The 19,665-nt window shown below is 68.1% G+C and carries 20 protein-coding genes, 1 tRNA gene and 2 pseudogenes; 14 read left to right on the top strand and 9 right to left on the bottom strand.

All coding sequences use genetic code 11. The annotated features are described in order from the left end of the window. The first annotated feature begins 91 nt into the window (after positions 1-91). From BST14_RS24225 to BST14_RS24215, 3 genes are all read left to right on the top strand, one after another. Positions 92-397 carry a hypothetical protein gene (locus BST14_RS24225; protein ID WP_083066871.1) on the top strand — a complete coding sequence of 102 codons (306 nt, stop codon included), beginning with the start codon at positions 92-94 and terminating at the stop codon, positions 395-397. A 74-nt stretch (positions 398-471) separates the two neighbouring features. After that, entirely contained in the window at positions 472-1,125 is a 654-nt protein-coding gene (locus BST14_RS24220) for a GAP family protein (protein WP_211280802.1), read from the top strand. A gap of 66 nt (positions 1,126-1,191) precedes the next feature. Beyond that, positions 1,192-1,863, top strand: a complete 672-nt coding sequence (locus tag BST14_RS24215; protein ID WP_083066869.1) for a GAP family protein — start codon at positions 1,192-1,194, stop codon at positions 1,861-1,863. Here the strand turns inward: BST14_RS24215 and BST14_RS24210 are convergent. Then, on the bottom strand, positions 1,851-2,624 hold the full coding sequence (locus tag BST14_RS24210; protein WP_083066868.1) for a hypothetical protein: 774 nt from the start codon (positions 2,622-2,624) through the stop codon (positions 1,851-1,853). The two genes, BST14_RS24215 and BST14_RS24210, sit on opposite strands and share 13 nt — an antisense overlap. A gap of 28 nt (positions 2,625-2,652) precedes the next feature. On the opposite strand from BST14_RS24210, the gene BST14_RS24205 reads away from it, so the two are divergent. After that, positions 2,653-4,149, top strand: coding sequence for a bifunctional phosphatase PAP2/diacylglycerol kinase family protein (locus tag BST14_RS24205; protein ID WP_083066867.1), 1,497 nt, complete (start codon positions 2,653-2,655; stop codon positions 4,147-4,149). 177 nt (positions 4,150-4,326) lie between these two features. Here BST14_RS24205 and BST14_RS24200 read toward each other — a convergent pair whose 3' ends face one another. Both BST14_RS24200 and BST14_RS24195 read right to left on the bottom strand, forming a co-directional pair. Continuing rightward, positions 4,327-4,671, bottom strand: a complete 345-nt coding sequence (locus tag BST14_RS24200) for a DUF732 domain-containing protein (RefSeq protein ID WP_083066866.1) — start codon at positions 4,669-4,671, stop codon at positions 4,327-4,329. 151 nt (positions 4,672-4,822) lie between these two features. Next, positions 4,823-5,161: a DUF732 domain-containing protein gene (locus BST14_RS24195; RefSeq protein ID WP_083066865.1), complete on the bottom strand. Its 339-nt coding sequence runs from the start codon at positions 5,159-5,161 to the stop codon at positions 4,823-4,825. 487 nt (positions 5,162-5,648) lie between these two features. Here BST14_RS24195 and BST14_RS24185 point away from each other — a divergent pair, with 487 nt between their 5' ends. Then, complete coding sequence (locus tag BST14_RS24185) at positions 5,649-6,149, top strand: hypothetical protein (protein WP_083066863.1); 501 nt, start codon at positions 5,649-5,651, stop codon at positions 6,147-6,149. A 141-nt stretch (positions 6,150-6,290) separates the two neighbouring features. On the opposite strand, the gene BST14_RS24180 is transcribed toward BST14_RS24185, so the two are convergent. Then, positions 6,291-7,106, bottom strand: a complete 816-nt coding sequence (locus tag BST14_RS24180; RefSeq protein ID WP_083066862.1) for a L,D-transpeptidase — start codon at positions 7,104-7,106, stop codon at positions 6,291-6,293. A 38-nt stretch (positions 7,107-7,144) separates the two neighbouring features. Then, positions 7,145-7,375, bottom strand: coding sequence for a hypothetical protein (locus BST14_RS24175; protein ID WP_142279570.1), 231 nt, complete (start codon positions 7,373-7,375; stop codon positions 7,145-7,147). 25 nt (positions 7,376-7,400) lie between these two features. On the opposite strand from BST14_RS24175, the pseudogene BST14_RS32720 reads away from it, so the two are divergent. The 3 genes and pseudogenes from BST14_RS32720 to BST14_RS32710 all read left to right on the top strand — a co-directional run. After that, positions 7,401-8,363, top strand: a pseudogene (locus BST14_RS32720) (FHA domain-containing protein); the annotation flags it as partial. Positions 8,364-8,366: 3 nt separating this feature from the next. Next, positions 8,367-8,900 (top strand): annotated as a pseudogene (locus BST14_RS32715) (ATP-binding cassette domain-containing protein); the annotation flags it as partial. A 42-nt stretch (positions 8,901-8,942) separates the two neighbouring features. After that, positions 8,943-10,064 carry an ABC transporter permease gene (locus tag BST14_RS32710; protein ID WP_438502207.1) on the top strand — a complete coding sequence of 374 codons (1,122 nt, stop codon included), beginning with the start codon at positions 8,943-8,945 and terminating at the stop codon, positions 10,062-10,064. Positions 10,065-10,068: 4 nt separating this feature from the next. Here BST14_RS32710 and BST14_RS24165 read toward each other — a convergent pair whose 3' ends face one another. After that, positions 10,069-13,266 carry a serine/threonine-protein kinase gene (locus BST14_RS24165; RefSeq protein WP_083066859.1) on the bottom strand — a complete coding sequence of 1,066 codons (3,198 nt, stop codon included), beginning with the start codon at positions 13,264-13,266 and terminating at the stop codon, positions 10,069-10,071. A gap of 148 nt (positions 13,267-13,414) precedes the next feature. Then, a complete protein-coding gene (locus BST14_RS24160; RefSeq protein ID WP_083066858.1) occupies positions 13,415-14,218 on the bottom strand; it encodes a mycofactocin-coupled SDR family oxidoreductase in 804 nt (267 codons plus the stop codon). Between the two features lie 403 nt (positions 14,219-14,621). On the opposite strand from BST14_RS24160, the gene BST14_RS24155 reads away from it, so the two are divergent. Next, the gene (locus BST14_RS24155; RefSeq protein WP_083066857.1) at positions 14,622-15,170 is read left to right on the top strand and encodes a cupin domain-containing protein; all 549 of its coding nucleotides are present in this window, start codon (positions 14,622-14,624) and stop codon (positions 15,168-15,170) included. Between the two features lie 174 nt (positions 15,171-15,344). On the opposite strand, the gene BST14_RS24150 is transcribed toward BST14_RS24155, so the two are convergent. After that, positions 15,345-15,905, bottom strand: a complete 561-nt coding sequence (locus tag BST14_RS24150; RefSeq protein WP_142279569.1) for a MarR family winged helix-turn-helix transcriptional regulator — start codon at positions 15,903-15,905, stop codon at positions 15,345-15,347. A 150-nt stretch (positions 15,906-16,055) separates the two neighbouring features. Between BST14_RS24150 and BST14_RS24145 the strand changes: the two genes are divergently transcribed. Next, positions 16,056-16,559 carry a Dps family protein gene (locus tag BST14_RS24145; RefSeq protein ID WP_083066856.1) on the top strand — a complete coding sequence of 168 codons (504 nt, stop codon included), beginning with the start codon at positions 16,056-16,058 and terminating at the stop codon, positions 16,557-16,559. A 63-nt stretch (positions 16,560-16,622) separates the two neighbouring features. After that, positions 16,623-16,778, top strand: a complete 156-nt coding sequence (locus BST14_RS30170; protein ID WP_158085921.1) for a hypothetical protein — start codon at positions 16,623-16,625, stop codon at positions 16,776-16,778. Positions 16,779-16,981: 203 nt separating this feature from the next. Here the strand turns inward: BST14_RS30170 and BST14_RS24140 are convergent. Beyond that, positions 16,982-17,055 (bottom strand) — tRNA-Gly (locus BST14_RS24140). A gap of 213 nt (positions 17,056-17,268) precedes the next feature. On the opposite strand from BST14_RS24140, the gene BST14_RS24135 reads away from it, so the two are divergent. From BST14_RS24135 to BST14_RS24125, 3 genes are all read left to right on the top strand, one after another. Further along, positions 17,269-17,862: a VldE C-terminal domain-containing protein gene (locus BST14_RS24135; protein ID WP_083066855.1), complete on the top strand. Its 594-nt coding sequence runs from the start codon at positions 17,269-17,271 to the stop codon at positions 17,860-17,862. A 30-nt stretch (positions 17,863-17,892) separates the two neighbouring features. Then, positions 17,893-18,465 (top strand): dCTP deaminase, encoded by a 573-nt coding sequence (gene dcd, locus BST14_RS24130; protein WP_083066854.1) that lies wholly within the window; start codon positions 17,893-17,895, stop codon positions 18,463-18,465. 130 nt (positions 18,466-18,595) lie between these two features. Further along, the coding region (locus BST14_RS24125; protein ID WP_438502206.1) for a DUF7159 family protein at positions 18,596-19,665 on the top strand (1,070 nt) is incomplete at its 3' end.

The raw sequence follows: 19,665 nt of genomic DNA, 5'->3' as shown, positions 1-19,665 counted from the left end.
ACGCCAAGCATGGTCTACCGCAACGAAATCCGCCCCTGAACAGCAGAAAAGCGCCCACGAAAACACGTGGAGCGCCACGTATGATCGACCAATGGGTCCGCTCGCGTCGATCGGATACAACGGCCAACCGGTCCGGAGCCCGTTTCGGGTGGTCCGTCCGGCGGTCGCGGTCCTGGTCGACCTGACGGTGCTGTTCCCGCGCGAGCCGCACCGCTCCGGCCGGTATCAGCCCAACGGCCTGCAGCTGCACAAGGTCGTCGAGGGGTGGCTGAGCTGCTGGGGCCTGTGCGAGCAAGGCGACTGGTGGGGGCTGGTGACCTACCCCGTCGCCTACGGAGCCAGGCGCCGAACAGTGACGCATTGGGTGCCCGCCTGGACGCTGCGCCGCAAAGCCTGACGCCCGCGACCGACCGCTGCATGAGCTCCACGGCAATGCGATGATTGCTGCCCGTGGACGCAAGTTGGGCCTCGGTGCTGAGCAAACTCGTGGCATTGGCGGCCGTCATCGCCCTGTCGCCGATCACGGTCATCCCCGCGGTGCTGGTGCTGCACGCGCCTCGGCCACGCCCGACCAGCCTCGCCTTCCTGGGCGGCTGGCTGCTGGGCCTGATCACCCTCACCGCCGCGGCCGTCAGCGGCTCGGCGATGCTCAGCGGCTTCCACGCCACGCCACCGAAATGGGCGTCGTGGGTGCGGGTGGCCTTCGGCGCGGCGCTCCTCGCGCTGGCGGCCTATCACTGGTTCACCAGGCATCGGCAGCGCAGCATGCCGCGCTGGATGCGGTCGTTCTCCACGCTCTCGCCGGCGCGCGCCGGGGTGATGGCGGCGGTGCTGGTGCCGCTGCGCCCCGAGGTGCTGATCCTGTGCGCGGCCGCCGGCCTGGCCGTCGGGAACAGCAGCCTGGGCGCCGGCGCACAGTTGGTCACGGCCGCGGTCTTCGTCGTTCTCGCGGCGTCGACGGTCGCCGTCCCGGTACTGGCCTACGTCGGCGCCGGCGATCGCCTCGATGGTGCCCTGGAACGTCTCAAGGCCTGGATGGAGGCGAACCACGACGCGATGATGGCCGTCATCCTGTTTCTGATCGGGTTGATCGTGCTCTACAACGGGATTCGCAGGCTGGCTTGATCCGGATCGGGTGCGGGTACGGCGCGCTTGGCGTCGGATCGCCCGCGGCAATGAAAGGATGCGCGCATGGCGGGAAGCTGGGGAACGGTGCTGACCGGGCTCGTTCCGCTGGGACTGGTCATCTCGCTCTCCCCGCTCACGGTCATTCCGGCGGTGCTGGTGTTACAGGCGCCGCGACCGCGCCCGAGCAGCCTGGCATTTCTGGGCGGCTGGGTGCTGTGCCTGGCCGCGCTGACGGCGATTTCGGTATCGGCCTCCGGCCTGCTGGGCGGCCTGGACAAGGCGCCGCCGCGATGGTCCTCGTGGCTGCGGGTGGTGTTCGGTTCGGCGCTGATCGTGTACGGCATCTACCGGTGGATCACCCGGCGCAGTAAGTCCGAGTCGCCGGCCTGGATGCGGTCGTTCGCCAGCATCACCCCGGCCCGCGCCGGGGTGATCGGGGCGGTGCTGGCTGTGGTGCGACCGGATGTGGCGCTGATCTGCGTTCCCGCGGGATTGGGCATCGGCACCAGCGGTCTGGGGCTCGCCGGAGACTGGGCGGCCGCGGCGTTTTTCGTGGCCATCGCCGCTTCCAGTGTCGCGATCCCGATACTGGCCTACGTCGCGGCCGGCAGCCGCCTCGATGACACGCTGGCCCGGCTCAAAGATTGGATGGACCGCAACAACGGCGCCCTACTGGCGGCGGTGTTTGTGGTGATCGGCGCGATGGTGTTCTACCACGGAATTCACGCCCTGTAACCGCCGTCGGCCAGGCCCGCGTCCGCTTCCAACCTGTTCACCGCGCCAAAGGCCAACTCGCGGAACAACTCCCGGCCGTAACCGGTGATCATGCCCAGGTAACCTCGGTCCGCCCATTGTGCGGCGTGCCGCTCCTCGTGATGCAACACCCGATCCAGGTCGAGGCGGCCGGCGCGGGGGGAGCCCGCCCGATCGAGAAACCAGGCGCACCCGGAGGCGACGATCCGGTGCAGCTGGTCGCCGGGGTCGCCGACCCTGCCCACGTTGACCAGGAAGATGTCACCCCAGGTGGTGCCGCCGCGCTGGCTGAACAGCCGCTGGACCCAGTTGCCGCCCAGGCCCATGAGCATGCCGTTGGGGGTGGTGACCAGACGCCCCCCGTTGCGGTGCACGAAGGCGACACCGCGGGCATAACTCCACCGATTTGCCTTCTGCCGGGCCATGATTCGGGCCATTTCGGCGGCGCCGTAGGGGGTGGCCGGAAAATCGGGGGGCCGCGCGCCCGGTTTGCCGTAGCCGGTGTCGGCGTTGAGGACGTAGGTCATCAGCGCGGCGTCGCGGGCCCGCGCACCATCGGCGTAGGCGGGGATCAGGAAGAACGATTTGCCGTGCGGGTCGACGAATTCGGCCATGCCCTCGAAGACCCCGAAGCGAGCGGCGGTGATGTCGTGTCGGTGGGCGATCTCGGCGACGACCGGCGCGGTCACGCCGCGGCGATCGGTGTTGTCGCGCCATCTGCTGCAATAGCCGTGTGCGTCCATGTCTTCGGACCAATTTAGGGGGTAGCGAATGAGCAGGGGGACCTGGCAACGCGCACGCGGCATCAAACAGATCACCCGGGGACTGGGCACGCTGGATCGAGAGCTCTTCGACGCCATCGCCGAGACGGACACCCCGCTACTGGACACGGTGATGCCGCCGCTGACCCGGGCGGCCGACCATTCCAAACTGTGGGTGGGCATCGGCGCGGCGCTGCTGGCCACCGGCAGGCAAAGCGCGCAGCGCGGCGCGACCCGCGGGCTGGTGACGCTGGCCGTCACCAGCCTGGTCACCAATCAGGTCGCCAAGCGGATCCGCCGACGGCCCCGACCCGGCTACGACCTGGTGCCCCTGGTCAGGCAGGTCCGCCGCCGCCCCACCTCGAATTCGTTGCCGTCGGGGCACTCGGCCAGCGCCGCCGCGTTCGCCATCGGGGTGGGGCTGGAGAGTCCGCCAGTGGGTTTCGGGCTGGCGCTGCTCGCCGGGCTGGTGGGTCTGTCGCGCGTGGCCACCGGCGCGCACTACCCCGGCGACGTGATCGCCGGGTTCGGCATCGGCTCGGGCCTGGCGGTGCTGGGCGGCCGGCTCGTCCCCCCGATCGTCGAAACCGCCCTTCCGCGAACGGAACCGCTTCGCGTCCCGGCCCCGCAGCGGCCCGACGGCGCCGGCGTGGTGCTGGTGACCAACCCGGAGTCGGGCGGCGGCGCCGGGGGCCGGGTCGTCGACGAGGTGCGCGCCGCGCTACCGAAGGTGGACATCCGCGAACTGGGTCCCGACGACGACCCGGTGCAGGCGCTGCGCGGCGCGGCCGAACGCGCCGAGGTGCTGGCGGTGGGCGGCGGTGACGGCACCGTCGCGGCCGCCGCGGGGGTGGCCATCGACGCGGGGCTGCCCCTGGCCGTCTTTCCCGCCGGAACGTTCAACCATTTCGCCAAGGACATCGGCTGCGACACCGTGGCCAAGACGGTCGACGCGATCCGGCGCGGCCACGTGGCCTGCGTGGACCTGGTGTGCCTCAACGACTCTCAGATGATCCTCAACACCGCCAGCATCGGCGCCTACCCGGCGTTCGTGCGGCGGCGTGAAAAGCTGGAGAAACGCATCGGCAAGCCGCTGGCCGGCCTGTACGCCATGCTGCGCACGCTGCGCACGGAGCAACCCGTGCGAATCCGTTACGACAACAAGACCCTGCTGACATCGCTGTTCTTTCTGGGCAATTCGCGCTACCTGCCGACCGGGTTCGCGCCCGCACGGCGGACCCGGATGGACGACGGCCTGATCGATGTGCGCATCCTCGAGGCCGGACGCCACTGGGCGAAAACCAGGATCCTGACCGCGCTCGCGCTGGGGCGCCTGGAGCGCAGCCCGCTCTATCACGAGTTGCAGGTGCCCGGATTCAGCTTCACCGCCGTCGACGGACCCACGGTCATCGCCCGCGACGGCGAGGTCGGGGAAAGATACGACAACGCCAGCTTCAGCGCGAAGTACCGGATCCTGCCGGTGTTTCGGCCGCTGTCCGACGACTAGGTGGTCCCCTCGGTGAGGTCGCGCACCCGCGCGTAGCGCGCCGGCACCTCGGGTGCGGGGTCGGCGGTGTATTCGGTTGTGGGCGGCGGATTCCCACGCGGGCGGTGGGGGTGATCCGCTCAGCTTCACTCGAGCGTCACCGTAGCGCGGATCGGACTGCTTGCCACCAGCTCGCCGTCAGGCGTTGGGGCACAGATCGCGCAGGGCGAAGATGACGACGTCCGCGGCCTGGCGGCCGTTGATCCCGCCGGTGCCCTGGTCGGCGTCGGAGCGTTGCAGCGCCAAGCCCTCCAGCTGTTGCGGAGAGGCGCCCCAGGAAAGCTGCTGACACAGGTCGGCGCCCATCTGCAGCAGCTCCGGATCGCCGCCGTTGACGGCATGGATGCCGGCGTTGTGCAGGTCGTTGATGAAGGCGGCCCCGTCGGCCCGCGCCGGGCCGGCGCACAGGACCCCGGCCAGCAACAGCGGGCCACCGGCCAGCGCCGCCTTCATGAACCGGCCGTGTCGCCTGCGTGCCGCCATCCAACCTTCTCCTTGCGTCTGTGCCCGATGCGGATGATGCACTTTTACACAAAAGTGCGAAGACCCGCTGCGCAAAGAGGTCGGGAGAGTGAACAGTCGGCGAAGAACCGTTGGCCCCTAGGCCGCACAGGTGGGTTAAATCAAGGGCTTTCTAGTCGGGGCACAGATCGCGCATGGCGTAGACGACCACGTCGTTGGCCTGCTGAACGCTGAGCCCGCCCGCCCCCTGCTGGTCGCTGGAGCGCTGCAGCGCCAGGCTTTCGAGCTGCGCGGGAGGAGCGCCCCAGGATATTTGCTGGCACACATTCAGGCCGGCCTGCAGCAGGGCCGCGTCGCCGCCCGTGACTGCGTGGACCCCGTCGCGGTGCATGTCATTGAGGAAACCGGCCGCGTCGGCCTGCGCTGGGCTTGCCCAGACAAGACCTGCGAGAAGCGGGCCGCCGAACAGGGCGGAACCGACGAGCCTGGTGACGAGACGACGTGGTGACATAGCCCCTTCTCCTCTATTCGTCAATAGTTCTAATCTCGATGTTAACTTCTATGTAACCTTCCAAGCGATAACTGTTCACCCAGAATTTCCTGTGAAGCACCTGCGGAAAAATAAAGTTCGCGTGATTCCAAGTCGGTCCGGCCGCAATCCGGGCAGGCTGCGGTGGGACCGCCTTGGGGCGCTAGCACGGGGCAGGGGATGCGGCATCGGCGGAAAGCCCATGCCGTTAGGCATGCGGTCGAGGGCGCGAATCGCTGACTACGCTGCAGCGCAAGCGCATTCACGCAGGTCGATCGGTGTCTACCGGAGGTGTTTCGATTCGTGACGCCGTTGTGACGTCACCATTTGGAAACGGCGCGGTGCGGCGTGGCGCGTGTCGCGCGTCGGCTGCCGACAATTGGCGCGGTCCTGAAACCGACCTCGGTATTGCTGGGCGGGCCTGCTGCACCAATGATTGCGGAAATAGCTGAGCGTGGATGAAGGAGAGTTGACGCTGATGGCGATCGTCGATCGGTTCAACATCAAAGTAGTTGCCGGCGCTGGGTTGTGCGGAGCTGCTATCGCGTTGAGCCCCGACGCGGCGGCCGCCCCGCTGATCACGGGCGGCCACGTGTGCACTGAGGGGCAGTCGGGCGAGGTCGCGGGCGGCGCGGCGGCACCGGCCGGTGGCGTGTGCGCGGCGCCCATGACCGACATGTCCGGCGTGCCGATGGCTGTGCCGGGGCCGCTGCCGGTCGGTGCGCCGCTGCCGATCGTGCCGCCGCTGCCCCTTGCGCCGCCAGTGCCGGTCGTGCCGCCCGTGCCGGTCGTGCCGGCGGGCGCACCGCTGATCGCCCTGGGCGGACCGGCCGCCGCCGGCGCCCCCGTGGAGGCGGCGGCTCCGATCATCGACATGTCCGGGGTGAAGGACGCGCCGACCGGTCCGGCACCCACCGGCGGGCCGACGGACGGCCAGCCGATCCGCCCCGGTCCGTCGGGCGCGAGCTGAGGCCGACTCAGCCTCGAAAACGGGCCGGGCCCGCTGGTGTTGTCACCAGCGGGCCCGTTCCGTTATTCGCAGTGAAAAGCCGTCTAGCGCCGCATGATTGAGCTCCGCCCCTGGATGCGGAGCCTCGTAGCACGTGGCGATTTAGTCCTGGACGATCACCGGGTCGCCGACGTGCACGTGGTCGTAGTACCACTCGGCGTCATCGGGACTCAGGCTGATGCAGCCGTGGCTGACATTCTCGAGTCCCAACGAGGGAGTGGCCCACGGGGCTGAGTGCACGAACAGGCCGCGGCTGGTGATCCGGACGGCGTAGTTGACCGTCAGCAGGTAACCGTTGGGGTCGTCGACGGGGATGCCGACGCTGCTCGAATCCATTGTCACCGCTTCCCCTTTGGACAACACGGTGTACGAGCCGACCGGCGTCGGGTACTCGGGCCTGCCCATCGAGGCGGGCATGACGCCCTGCTCCCCGAAGTGCGGCCGGTGGTGCGGCGCGGGCAGCGAGGTCGGCGGTCCCGCCTCGGCGCCGTCGATGCTGACGGTGAAGGTGTGTTCGGAGATGCTGGCGACGCCGATCACGGCGGGACCCGTTTTGACCTCCGCGGCCGCGCCGCCCACCGTCAACGCAATCGTGCTGTGCGCCGGCCAGTATTGGTCCGGCACCCACTGCACGACCTTGTCGTCGAGCCACTCGAACTTGCCGGTCACCGGGGGCGTCGAATCGACCGCGACGGCGCGCTCGGCCGCCCGCCTGCTGGCCGGGTTGGTGATGGGCGCCTTGAAGTGGATCTCGATGGGGTGTGCCACACCCACCACCTCGTCGCGGCCCGGGGAAATCGACGCGATGGCAAACCCATGCGACTGGTTGGCCGCCGCCAGGCCTACCTCGGCCGGCGTTACAACAACACTCGCAGCGGCTGCGATCACCGCAAGAACACACCGAACACCCGTCCGCATGGCTCCAATTCCTTTAGCTGACAGAGTTGCAATAGAGATCATAAATGGGCGCCGACCTGCGAAACCGCAAGGGCGCGTTGATGTTTGGGCACGCGACGATCACGGTTTGAGTACGGAAGGTTCAGCGCGGCGGCGCCGTGCCAGGCTGCCAGGAGCGTGGCCGAAAACGCCAGCCCGACGGGCCGGCCGGCGCGAATCGTGACCGTGTTGTGACGGCGGCGGCCGGGTAGGCGGGCGCCGGCCGCGACGGCGACGAACCCGTCCAGCAAATGCGTAGGATCGCCGGCAACCAATATGACCAAACCGCTGGCACTTGGTGGCGGCGGGTCGAATACTGATGGGATGACAAGGCCCGCGCCGCCCGTGCTGACAGTTCAATCTGACTGGTCACGGCGCAGTTTCGCCGCCGGACACGATCTCGTCGTCGGCAGCGACCTTCGTGCCGACATGCGCGTCGCTCATCCGCGGATCGCCCGGGCCCACTTGTTGTTGCGGTTCGATCGGGGCAAATGGCTAGCGATCGACAACGAATCACCGACCGGGATGTTCGTCAACGGTGGCCGGGTGTCCGTCGTCGACATCCGCGATGGCCAGAGCATCAACGTCGGAAGTCCCGACGGTCCGCGCCTGAGCTTCGTGATCGAACGTCCCGACAGGGCCGTGGGCCAGCTGCCGCCCACGGTCGAGGGGATGCAGGCCCTGGCCCGGCCCGGCGCCATGAGGCCGCCACGCCCGGAGCCCGCGCGGCCCGTCGGCGGCCCGGCGCCCCGCATCGCGCGCCAACAGCCGACCCCGCTGCGCTACGGTCCACCGCCGCCGGCACCACCCCAGGCCAGCGGCCCGCGCCGGGCCGTCGGCTATCCGAACCAATCGCCGCCGGCCCAGGGTGCCCGACCGGCGCCGCCGCCCGAAGGATCCGCCAGCGGGCCGGCCAAAGGCCAGCCCCTGACCGAGATCGGCGCGCAAGCCCTCGAAGCCGCGGACTTCGACAGCACCAACCTGCGGCGCGCGGTGCAGCGGTCCCGGTCGAGGCTCGCGGCGCCACCCACGGGCGCCGCCGTGATTGGCCGCGCCGAGGACAGCGACATCGTCATCTCCGACGTGTTGGCGTCGCGCCAACACGCCTACCTGGTTGCCGGCCCGACCGGCATGGAGATCCACGACGCCCACAGCATCAACGGCACGTTCGTCAACGGCACCCGGATCCTTTCGGCGCCGCTGACCGAGGGCGACGTCGTCACCATCGGCAACGTCGATCTGGTGTTCAACGGCGAGATCCTGCTTCGCCGCGCCCAGGCGGCCACCCGCGCCGGCGGGCTCGAGGTGCGCGAGGTCGACTTCGAGATCGACGGCAAACGATTGATCCACAAGGTCTCGCTGACCGCCAGGCCCGGCACGCTGACCGCCCTCATCGGCGGGTCGGGCGCCGGTAAAAGCACGCTGTCGCGGCTGATCGCCGGGGCCACCTGTCCCACCGCGGGCTCAATCACCTTCGAAGGACACGACATTCACGCGAGTTTTGCGTCGTTGCGCAGCCGGATCGGGATGGTTCCCCAAGACGACGTCGTGCACCGCCAGCTGACGGTGACCCAGGCGCTCAACTATGCCGCCGAGCTGCGCCTGCCGCCCGACACCAGCAAACAGGACCGCGCCCAAGTCGTCGCGCAGGTGATCGAGGAACTCGGGCTGACCAAGCACGCCGACAGCCGGGTGGACAAGCTGTCCGGCGGGCAGCGCAAGCGTGCCTCGGTGGCACTCGAGCTGCTCACCGGCCCGTCGCTGCTGATCCTCGACGAACCGACCTCCGGCCTGGATCCGGCGCTCGACCTGCAGGTCATGACCATGTTGCGGCAGCTGGCCGACGCCGGACGCGTGGTGCTGGTGGTGACGCACTCGCTGAGCTACCTCGACCTGTGCGACCAGGTGCTGCTGATGGCGCCCGGCGGGAAGACGGCGTATTGCGGCCCACCCGACGAAATCGAAGCGACCATGGGAACCACCAACTGGGCCAAGATCTTCGGCATGGTGGGCGCCGACCCCGACGAGGCCAACCGGCGTTTCCTGGCCCAGCTCAAACCGCCGCCGGCCGGGCCGGAGGCGCAGAAGCCGGCCGATCTGGGCGCTCCGGCACGCTCGAGCACCCGTCGCCAGTTCGCCACCATCGCGCGCCGCCAGATTCGGTTGATCGTCGCCGACCGTGCCTACTTCATCTTCCTGGCGCTGTTGCCGTTCGTGATGGGCGCGCTGTCGCTCACCGTCCCGGGCTCGACGGGATTCCGTGTCGCCGATCCGAACGGCGACGGTTCCGACGAGCCGGGCTCGGTGTTGATGTTGCTCACCATGGCCGCGGTGTTCATGGGGACCGCGTTGACCATCCGCGACCTCATCGGCGAGCGGCCCATCTTCCGGCGGGAACAGGCGGTCGGCCTGTCCACCAAGGCGTATCTGCTCGCGAAGATGGCGGTGTTCTTCGTGTTCGCCGTCATCCAGTCAACGATCGCCACGACCATCACGATCCTGGGGAAGGGAGCGCCGACGCGCCCGGCCCTGCTGCTGGGCAGCGCGACCCTCGAGCTGTACGTCGCGACCGCCGCCATGTGCGTCGCCGCGGCGATGGTCGGCCTGGTCCTGTCTTCCCTCGCCCGCTCCAACGAGCAGATCATGCCGCTGCTGGTGGTGTCCCTGATGCTGCAGTTGGTGTTGTGCGGGGGGATGGTTCCGGTCACCGACCGGATCGGCCTGGACCAGTTGTCGTGGGCGGTGCCCTCGCGGTGGGGGTACGCGGCGCAGGCCTCGACGGTGGATCTGTGGACGATCGAGCCCGGGCCGCTCGCCCCGAAGGACCGCCACTTCAAACACACCGCCGCGACCTGGCTGTTCGACGTGGGCATGCTGGCGTTGTTGACCATCGTGTACGCGGGATTCGTGGGATGGCGCAGCCGGCTCAAGCGCCATTGATCCGCTAGATGAAGTCCAGGGCCTCCACCGTGGCCACCGGGCCCTCGTGGGTGGGCCGGTTCGCGCCACCGATGCAGTAGACGGTGTTGCCCACCGTGGCGACGGCCTCGGCGTGGCGCGGGGTGGGCATCGGAGGCAGGGCGCTCCACGTGCCGTTGGCGATGTCGTACATTTCGGCCACCCCCAACACCTGCGTCGGCTCCTCACCGCCGACCGCCAGGATCCTGCCGTCGATGAACGCGGCGCCGTAGCTACCGCGGGGGGTCGGCATGTCGACCAATTTGGTCCAGCTCCCGGATTGCGGGTCGAACCGTTCGAACGCCGCCGAGTTCTTGTCGGCCGACAGGAATCTGCCGCCGACCGCATACACGCAGGTGCCGTCCGACACCGCCGCGAGATGCTCACGCGGAGTTGGCATGTCGGCCGCGTCGTGCCACGCGCTGCCGTCGAAGACCTCGGTCTGCGGAACGAGTTGCTTGGCGTTCTGCCCGCCGACGGCCACGAGTTTGTCACCGACCACCGCGGCGGCCAGCGCCGCGCGGGCGTGGGTGAGGTTCGGCAATTCGATCCACTTGCCGCCGCGCAACGCGAACACCTTCGTGGACGCCTGAGTGAGGTCGCTGGTAGCGCCGCCGAGCACCACCACCTCGCCGTGATAGCTCGCCGCCGCGGCGTGGTGCAGCGGGACGGGCAACGGTGGTTGCGCCTGCCAGTCCCCGGAGCGCGGGTCGTAGCTTTCCACCGTCGCCAGCGCCACGCCGTCGCGCAAACCGCCGACGATCCAAATCTTGTCGTCAAGCACGGTCCACGCCGTCATCAGCCGGGGCGTCGGTGCGTCCGGCAGGGAACGCCATTGCGCGGCCGGCTGGATTCGGCGCGCCGGCAACTGCAGCGCCTCGGCCGACGAGGTGGCCTGGCCATCGCCGACCTCGCTGGACCCGCCGATCGCGAACACCGCTTCCCCCACCGCGTCGACCGCCATGCCATGGCGCGCGATCGCCATGTCCGGCAGGCCGGCCCACGCATTCGTCGTCAGATCGAACACCGACACGCTCTTGAGGACCTGCCCGGCCGACTGCCCCCCGACGGCCACCAAGCGGCGATCGGCGATCGCCGCGCCGAGGTCCCCGCGTGGTTGGGGGAGGTCGGGCAGTCGCGTCCACCTCTTCGCGGTTGGGTCATACGCCTCGACCGTCGCCAGGTCGGTGGTCCCGGTGCTGCCGCCCACCGCGTAGACCAGCTTGCCGTCCGACGCCGCGGCCAGCATCTGGCGGGGGGTGGGTATCGGCGTGCCGAGGGTCCAGGAGTTGCCGTCGAAGACCTCGGTGGTGCTCAGCAGCGCCCCGTTCGCGTCGACCCCGCCGGTGACGATGATGCGGTCTCCCACGACCGAGGCCGCGGCCGCCGCCCGTGGCTGCAACAGGTGGGGCAGTTCGACCCAGTGGCTGTTGACCACCCGCCAAATTTGGTCGCTGGCAACCCTTTGCGCACCCGCCGCGCGCCAGCCGCCGAGCACGATCGGGTTGCCCCGCCACGTCACCGCCATGGCGTGCTGGACCGGAACCGGAAGATCGTCGCCGCTCTTCCAGCCGTCGATCACCGGGTCATAGCCCTCGTGGTTGGCGACGGGTGCGTGGTTGCTGCCCAGCCCGCCGAAGATCCAGATCGTGCCGTCGGCCTGCGTGGTCGCCGCCGCCTGGCGCGCGATGCGCGCGTTGGTGATCGGCTGCCACTTCACCGTTTGGCCGCTCGGTTGGCTGGCGGTGGCCTGCCGGTGCTTGTTGCCCTGGGTGAGCAGCACGTAGACACCGCTGCCGAGCACCAGCACCGCCACCACGATCCCCACCACGATCAAAGCCGCCGTGAGGCGGTTGCGCTTCTTGCCTGACGAGCTCAGCCAGGCCACCGCCCCGGCGGCCGGCCCGCGGCGCGCGACCGCGGGTGGACCCGGGGAACCCGACGGCGCGATCGCGTCGGTGGCGCTAGTCGGTTCGGGGATCGCCTCGGTGGGCTCGGACGTGTTGGGCCTGGCCGGAATCGGGGCTCTCCGGTCCGCGAATGGACCCGGTGGCCCCGTCCGCTGCGGACCGGTGGGACGCGACGGCGCGGCCGCCATTCGGCGCTCATGGAGCGGATGGATCAGCGAGGTGGCGCTTTCCGGGTCGGCAATTCGTGGGGCCGGTTTGGCGATGCGCGGCGGCCTCGGGGGCGGTGCCGGCTTCCCGACACGCCCGGCCGGCGATAACGTCTGCGCCCCGGCCAGACCCGGCGAGCCGCCCACCGTATGCCGAGAGCCGGCGGCGGCGGTGATGGCCATCGCGTCGGGCTTCAATCCGTTGCGGCGCAGGCTCTCCTGCAGTGCGCGACCGAACTCGGCCGCCGACGCCGGCCGCTCGCCCGGGTCGACCGCCATCGCCGCCTCGATCGCCGAACACACCGCGTCGGGGATTCCGCCGGGACGCAAGTCCGGGACCCGCGTGCTGGTGACTCGCGTGTAGTGCGTGAGCAGGTCTTCGCTGCCGCGACGCTCGTAGGCCGGGTTGCCGGCAATGAGCGAATACAGCGTGGCGCCCAGCGAATAGACGTCGCTGCCGACCGCCGCGGGCTCACCCGCCATCACCTCCGGCGCGAGGTAATCGATTGTGCCGGAGAACAATCCGGCCGCCGTCTCGTATCCGCCGGGGACATGGGAGGTCCCGAAGTCGGTCAGTTGCGGTTCGCCGTAGTCGTTGACGAGCACGTTCGCCGGCTTGATGTCGCGGTGCAGGGTGCCGCTCAGATGCGCGGTTTCCAGTGCGCCGCAGAGCTTTACGCCGATCCGCACGGCTTCCGGCCAGCCGATGGGGCCCTCGCGCTGCACCCGCAGGGCCAGCGAGCCGGCGGGGCAGTACGACATGACGATGTAGGGGCGGCCGCCGGCGGTCAGGCCGACTCGCAAAATGTTGACGATGTTCGGATGGCCCGAGAGGCCGCCCATGGCGTAGCCCTCGCGGAGAAAGCGTTCACGGCCGGCGTCGTCGATGAATGTCGGCAGCACCTTGATCGCCACGTTTCGCCGCAGCGCGGTCTCGCGGCAGCAATAGACCACTCCGGCGGCGCCCCGAGCGATCTGGCGGGCGTTGTCGAACCCGGCGGCGGCTAACTCCGCCACGACCTCGCTGGCTCCCGACGCCGCGGCGCGAGCCTTGGGTTTTTCAGCCATTACCTGGCCCCAACTTCCCAGGCGATCGATCAATCGGGGTCAAGCGTAGCGAACATCGGCTCGCCGTCTGTACGGTTCGGGCGACGAGCATTCGACGGCCGCGAGGCGGTGCCCGCCCCGCCCGCGCCGGGGCCGTCGTGGCCGTTCGTCAGTGGATGCGCGCGCTGCCGCCGAGGCCGATCTCGAGCACGCTTCCGGTGATGACCCCGGGGTCGGTGACCAGATACACCACGCCGCGGCTGACGTCCTCGGGTTGCAGCCAGGGTTGCGGGATCGGGTTGGCTTTGGTCATCCGGCGCACGAGGTCGTCGGGAACGTCATCGCTTCCGGTGGGCTGCACCATCGGGGTCTGAGTGGTGGTCGGGCAGACGACGTTGATCGTGATGCCCTCCTTGGCGACCTCGAGGGCGGCCGACTTCGCCAGGCCGATGACACCCCACTTGGTGGCGTTGTACGCGGCCAGCTCGGGGATGCCCATGCGGCCTCCCATCGAGGAGGTCACCACGATCCTGCCGAACCGCTGTTGGCGCATCACCGGTATGGCGGCGCGCAGGGTGTGGAACGCGCCGGTCAGGTTCGTGTCGATCAGCTGTTGCCACACCACGTCGCTGACGTCTTCCAGCAGCCCGGTGCTGACGATTCCGGCGTTGGCGACCACGACGTCGAGGCTGCCGAGGTCGGCGACGGTCTGCGTGGCCGCGGCGTTCACCGCGGCCGCGTCGCGCACGTCCAGGGTGATCGGCAAGCAACGGCGGCCCAGCTCTTCGACGAGCTTGGTCGTTTCGCGTAGGTCGTCCTCGGTGCCCAGGGGGTAAGTCAGGTCGGTCATCGCCTGCGGGGCATCGGCGATGACGATGTCGGCCCCTTCGGCCGCCAGGGCCAGCGCATGCGAGCGGCCCTGCCCACGAGCCCCGCCGGTGATAAAGGCCACGCGTCCATCCAAAGCACCCATGACGGTAAACCTACCAGTGGATAACTTGTTTGCAGGCGGCTGGGTGATGCAGTGAAATCGATTGCTGTGGGCGAGGTCTCGGCGCCGCGCTCAGCAACGGGACCAATCGCCGCAGCCCATTCACCGAGGAATTCGTCCGTGCACTGCGCGCCGGGCCACCTACGACAGCGGAGCCGTCGAGGCCGCCCAGCCCGTCGCCACGGCGGGTGCCCACACCTGGCCGAGCTCGAGTGGGTCTCGGTTCCGGCATCGGACAGCACCACTGGCGCGACTCGCTTGCCAGTCAGTGACCACGACAACCGCTCCTTCGCGTCTCGCTGAGGCAGGCGGGGAATTTCCGCGCGAGAATCTCTGACGGTGGCGCGTTCACTCTTGAGTTAAAGCAAGAACTGGGAGGCATCTGATGGGCAGTATGGGATTGGATCGGCGATCGCTGTTGGCCGCAGGACCGCTGTTACTGGCGACGATCGCCGCTGGTGACAAGGCCGGCAAACTCGGCGACATCAAATTGGCACCTGCACCAGAAGTCGGCCCGGACCCAACCGAAACCTTCGTCCAGCCCTACCAGGACATCGCTTTCGAGCCGTGGGCCAACTTGCCCCCACACAGCGGCGAAATGGCCATGTTGTATGGGGATTTCAACAGTCCTGGGCCATATCTGGTCCTGATGAAATGGAATCCGGGTTGGTTCAGCGCTCCACATACCTATGCGACCGATCGCATTCAGATGGTGGTGTTCGGCACCTGGTTTGTCAACAGCGGCAATGGTTTTCAACCACGAGATGCGGTTCCTGTCGGGCCCGGCGGCTATGTGAAGCGCACCGCGCGTACCCCACACTACGACGGCGTACCAGCCGGCCAGCCCGACCCAGCCGTCATCGCCGTCTTCGGCATCGGCCCCGTCGATCAGCAGTTGGTCGACCCAAGCCAGCCATCATGGCGTCAGGTGTGACGACGCACGAACTCCCTAGTGACCCGCCCCGGCCATCAGCGCAACGGGTCCAGCCGGTCACTGCTTTCCGCCGTGCGCTTGTGCCGAACGGTTGGTGATACGGACGACCGATGGATTTCAGTTGCCTCGAACCGCCCCGAGAGTGGAAGTTTCTTCGAGGAGAAGATTGTCCGATTAATTGCTGATGTGCTGTCCTATCGGCGTGTCTGGGGCGGGGCGACCCGGCACCACGTGAGCGTCTCCGCTGGCGGCGACGGCGATGCGTTCGAATGCATCGGCGAGCGCATCGAGATCGATACCGCCGAGGTGGTCGAAGAGGTAGCGGCGCAGGCTGTCGACGTGGCCGGGGGTGGCCTGCTGCACTCGGTTCAACCCGGCGTCGGTGAGGACGGCGTTATAGGCCCGCGCGTCCTGATCCGACTGCTCGCGCCGGACCAAACCCTGGGCTTCCATCCGACCGACGGTGCGACTGACCGCGCTGAGCGATTGCTGGCAGCGGCGTGCTAATTCACTGAGCCCTAACGTGCGGTCGGCCGCCTCGGATAAAAACATCAGCGCCATGTATTCCGCGTGCGACATGCGGTGTTCGTGTTGCAGGTCGGCATCGATCCGCTTCATCATCGCCATGAACGCAGGGTGGAGCGCGCGAATCACCCTGAATTCGCTCACGTCGATCGGCGTGAAACCGGTCGCTTCCGCGGCCCGCGGCTTCGTCGCCGGCTTGGCATCTGCCATGCGGCAAAACTACGCAATGCGTGTTCGCGCTAGCAAATGTAAGCCTTTCCTTCGTTGCTTGGGCGCGCAAGCAAATATACGCTCGCGCACGCAAGCAACCAATGCCGGTGCGCATGCGCACCGCGTTGCATCAGTGGAAAGGAACAGCCAATGACTACCTCGGCACAGCCGACCAACCGTCGCGCAGCCGATGAGGTGCAGATGTTCCAAGCGCCAGACCGCTTGGCGCAGGACCTGCAGACGGTACTCGTCGACCTGATCGAATTGCATTTGCAGGGCAAGCAAGCGCACTGGAACCTGGTCGGGACCAACTTCCGCGACCTTCACCTGCAACTCGACGACGTGGTCGACATCGCACGCGAAGCCGCCGACACGATCGCCGAACGCATGCGAGCCCTGGACGTCATCCCCGACGGTCGCACCGGCATCGTCGCGGCGACCACGTCCGTCCCCGATATCGCGGCGGGGTTGCTCAGCACCACCGAAATCGTCGATGCCATCACCACTCGGATCTACGCCGCGGTGGGCACCGTGCGTGCGGTGCACGACGCAGTCGACGCCGTCGACCCGTCGACCGCCGATCTGCTGCACTCGATCATCACCGACTTGGAGAAACAGGCGTGGATGCTCAAGTCGGAAAACGGCAAAGCCTGAGACCGTTCATGCGATTGCGCACTACATCGCGATTTACCGCTACGAGAAAGGAGACGTCAAATCATGATCTCAGTTGACAGGATGCTGGACCGGTTCATCGACCGGCGGCTGCTGGGCGCTGCGCCGAAGGCCGGCCGCACGGCTCGGTGGACGCGGCACAAGTACAGCGACACACGATCCGGCACCTCGAGCCCCGACCGAAGTTATGGCATCCGGTGATCGCGAAAGTGTTATCCAGCACCGCCGTTGCCCTGTGTGTTGCGCTAGGGGCGGCCACACCGGCGATCGCAAACCCGACCGATTTCGGCGTCCTTAGCTGTAGCTGCGGGGGTAGGCCCCCGGCCGCGATTGGCGGACCTGTAGTCCCCGCCCAAATCAACGACGGAATCCGAGACGGTCTTACTTCGTTGCGAGCGGGTTCATGGAGCCGATGACGGGAATCGAACCCGCGTATTCAGCTTGGGAAGCTGATGTTCTGCCATTGAACTACATCGGCACTTCTCGCCAAGGAAGGCTAGCACTCGACGGGAGCCGTCAAGGTCAGGACGGCTCATCAACCGCGGCGCTGCGGCCGCCGCGCGGCGTCGCGCCCGCAGCGCCGTTATTCTTTTCACAAATTCGCATTTCCATATTTATTATTTCGTTATTGCGCCGTAATGTGCTCGGGGTGGGTCGGCACAGGTTAGCCAGAAAGCGGCGCAGACCGTCGGTGGCCCTGGCTGCGGTGCTCACCCCCGCAGCCGTGTTCTTCGCGGTGTCCGCCGACGTCACCCCAATTGCGCCGCATACCGAGGCCAAACCCGTTATCAGCGAACCCGCGCCCTGCTGCGCGGAAATAGTGACCGTGGCGTCGAAACGCCTTCTCGCCGGAACCGGTGACGCCGAGCCCGCCGCGGCCTCGCGGTATCACACCCGGGCGCCTCTGCTGACCGCCGACGTCGCCGCGGAGCGGGGCCTGCAGGTCCGGACGATCCTGACCGCCCGCAGCATCACCGCCGACTTTCCCCAGATCCACGAGATCGGGGGAGTGCGCCCGGATTCGTTGCCGTGGCACCCGCTGGGCCTGGCGCTCGACGTGATGATTCCCAACCCCCAGTCGGCGGAGGGAATCGCGCTCGGCAACGCGATCGTCGGCTACGTGCTGCAGAACGCCAACCGCTTCGGCATCCAGGACGCCATCTGGCGCGGCGTGTACTACACCCCCGGCGGAGCGCAGCCGAGCCGGCTCGGTCACTACGACCACGTGCATGTCACGACCACCGGGGGTGGATATCCCGACGGCAGCGAGGTCTACCTCCGCTGAACGAGTAGAGAAGCCGGTTACGCTCGTCGCGTGCTGCTCTCCGATCGCGACCTTCGGGCCGAATTCAGCGCCGGGCGGTTGGGCATCGACCCGTTCGACGACGCACTGGTGCAGCCGTCGAGCATCGATGTGCGGCTTGACTGCATGTTTCGGGTGTTCAACAACACCCGCTACACCCATATCGACCCGGCCAAGCAACAGGACGAATTGACCACCTTGGTGGAGCCCGTCCCCGGCGAGCCCTTCGTCCTGCATCCCGGCGAGTTCGTGCTCGGCTCGACCCTGGAGCTCATCACCTTGCCCGACGACCTCGCCGGCCGCCTGGAGGGCAAGTCTTCGCTGGGCCGCCTCGGCCTGCTGACGCATTCCACCGCCGGGTTCATCGACCCCGGCTTCAGCGGTCACATCACGCTGGAGCTGTCCAACGTGGCCAACCTGCCGATCACGCTGTGGCCAGGCATGAAGATCGGTCAGCTGTGCATTCTGCGGTTGACCAGTCCCGCCGAACATCCTTACGGCAGTAGGCAAGTAGGTTCGAAATACCAGGGCCAGCGAGGACCCACCCCCTCGCGCTCCTATCAAAACTTCATAAGGACTACATAGGTTCACGGCGGCCCTCCCGCAGCCCTTATGCGCGATACTTAGTTAGCCGTGGTTTTTTCCTCCGCCTGGCCGTGGCTCATCGCGCAAGACCTTTGGAGGGGTTGTATTGGATGTCGTGCTCGGGGTGTCTATGGCACCGTCATCGATCCAAATGGTCGTCCTGCAAGGCGAATACGCCGACGGCGCAATCGTGGAAGAGGACGTGATCGACGTCGCTGACGTCGACGAGGCGGCCACCGCGACCGGGCCCGACCAGGTGATCTCGGCCATTCTGGGCACCCGTGAGGGCGCGGCCGACGCCGGCCTCGAGCTCTCGTCGATCGGCGTGACGTGGACGGATCAACTCGAAGCCGCGGCGTTGCGCGACGCGCTGACCGCTCACCGGATCGACAACGTCATGCTGGTCTCGGCTTTTTTGGCCGCGGCGGCGCTGGCACAAAACGTCGGCGGGGCAATGGGTTACGAGCGTACCGCCGTGCTGCTGGTGGAACCCGACGCTGCGACGCTGGCGGTCGTCGAGACCTCCGACGGCTCCATCCCCGACGTCTATAAGCAACAGATCCATGCCCAGTGCTACGGCGATGCCGCCGAGCAACTCACCGCGATGGTCGCCGGGATGGAGAAGCTGGCACTTTTGCCCGGCGGACTGTTGCTGGTCGGCTCGGGCGTCGATGTGGCGCCCCTGAAGGAGGTGTTGCAATCGACGACCTTCCTCGACGTGAGCGTGGCCGAGGAGCCGGAGACCGCGTTGGCCCGTGGAGCGGCGCTGGCGTCGGCGAACGCGCCGCTGTTTGCCTCGTCGACCGCCGCGCTGGCCTACGCGCAGGACCCCGGCACCGGCTCGGTCGACCAGTACTCGCTTCCCGAGTATCTCTATGTCCCCCTCGGGTCAAAGGCCGGCGACGACGAGCTCGCCTACAGCGCGGTGGGGGATGAGGACGCAGAATCACCGACCGTCGTCATCGAGAAGCTCTTCGTTCCCGACGAGAGTCAACCGAAGCGGCGGCCGGTCCTGCTAGTCGGCAGCGGGCTGGCGGTGGTCGGTATCAGCGCGGTGCTGGCGCTCGAGATCGCGCTGGCGATCGGCATCCGCAACACGGGAACCGTCGCCTTGCAGCCCACCCCCGGGCAGCACCTCATCGTCCCCGAGCCCGCGCCGGCCCCGGCGCCGGTGCAGGCGTCGGAACCACTGTCCAAGAT

Source organism: Mycobacterium arosiense ATCC BAA-1401 = DSM 45069, assembly GCF_002086125.1.
GTDB classification, from domain to species: Bacteria; Actinomycetota; Actinomycetes; order Mycobacteriales; family Mycobacteriaceae; genus Mycobacterium; species Mycobacterium arosiense.
Note: the sequence above shows the minus strand (reverse complement) of the source record. Positions and strands in the feature narration are given on the sequence as shown.

Bases quoted from the DNA above. Each gene is read 5' to 3' on its own strand.
- BST14_RS24225 (WP_083066871.1), top strand. From the start codon at position 92: ATGGGTCCGCTCGCGTCGATCGGATACAACGGCCAACCGGTCCGGAGC.
- BST14_RS24215 (WP_083066869.1), top strand. From the start codon at position 1,192: ATGGCGGGAAGCTGGGGAACGGTGCTGACCGGGCTCGTTCCGCTGGGA.
- BST14_RS24210 (WP_083066868.1), bottom strand. From the start codon at position 2,624: ATGGACGCACACGGCTATTGCAGCAGATGGCGCGACAACACCGATCGC.
- BST14_RS24205 (WP_083066867.1), top strand. From the start codon at position 2,653: ATGAGCAGGGGGACCTGGCAACGCGCACGCGGCATCAAACAGATCACC.
- BST14_RS24200 (WP_083066866.1), bottom strand. From the start codon at position 4,671: ATGGCGGCACGCAGGCGACACGGCCGGTTCATGAAGGCGGCGCTGGCC.
- BST14_RS24195 (WP_083066865.1), bottom strand. From the start codon at position 5,161: ATGTCACCACGTCGTCTCGTCACCAGGCTCGTCGGTTCCGCCCTGTTC.
- BST14_RS24180 (WP_083066862.1), bottom strand. From the start codon at position 7,106: ATGCGGACGGGTGTTCGGTGTGTTCTTGCGGTGATCGCAGCCGCTGCG.
- BST14_RS32710 (WP_438502207.1), top strand. From the start codon at position 8,943: ATGACCATGTTGCGGCAGCTGGCCGACGCCGGACGCGTGGTGCTGGTG.
- BST14_RS24165 (WP_083066859.1), bottom strand. From the start codon at position 13,266: ATGGCTGAAAAACCCAAGGCTCGCGCCGCGGCGTCGGGAGCCAGCGAG.
- BST14_RS24160 (WP_083066858.1), bottom strand. From the start codon at position 14,218: ATGGGTGCTTTGGATGGACGCGTGGCCTTTATCACCGGCGGGGCTCGT.
- BST14_RS24155 (WP_083066857.1), top strand. From the start codon at position 14,622: ATGGGCAGTATGGGATTGGATCGGCGATCGCTGTTGGCCGCAGGACCG.
- BST14_RS24150 (WP_142279569.1), bottom strand. From the start codon at position 15,905: ATGGCAGATGCCAAGCCGGCGACGAAGCCGCGGGCCGCGGAAGCGACC.
- BST14_RS24145 (WP_083066856.1), top strand. From the start codon at position 16,056: ATGACTACCTCGGCACAGCCGACCAACCGTCGCGCAGCCGATGAGGTG.
- BST14_RS30170 (WP_158085921.1), top strand. From the start codon at position 16,623: ATGATCTCAGTTGACAGGATGCTGGACCGGTTCATCGACCGGCGGCTG.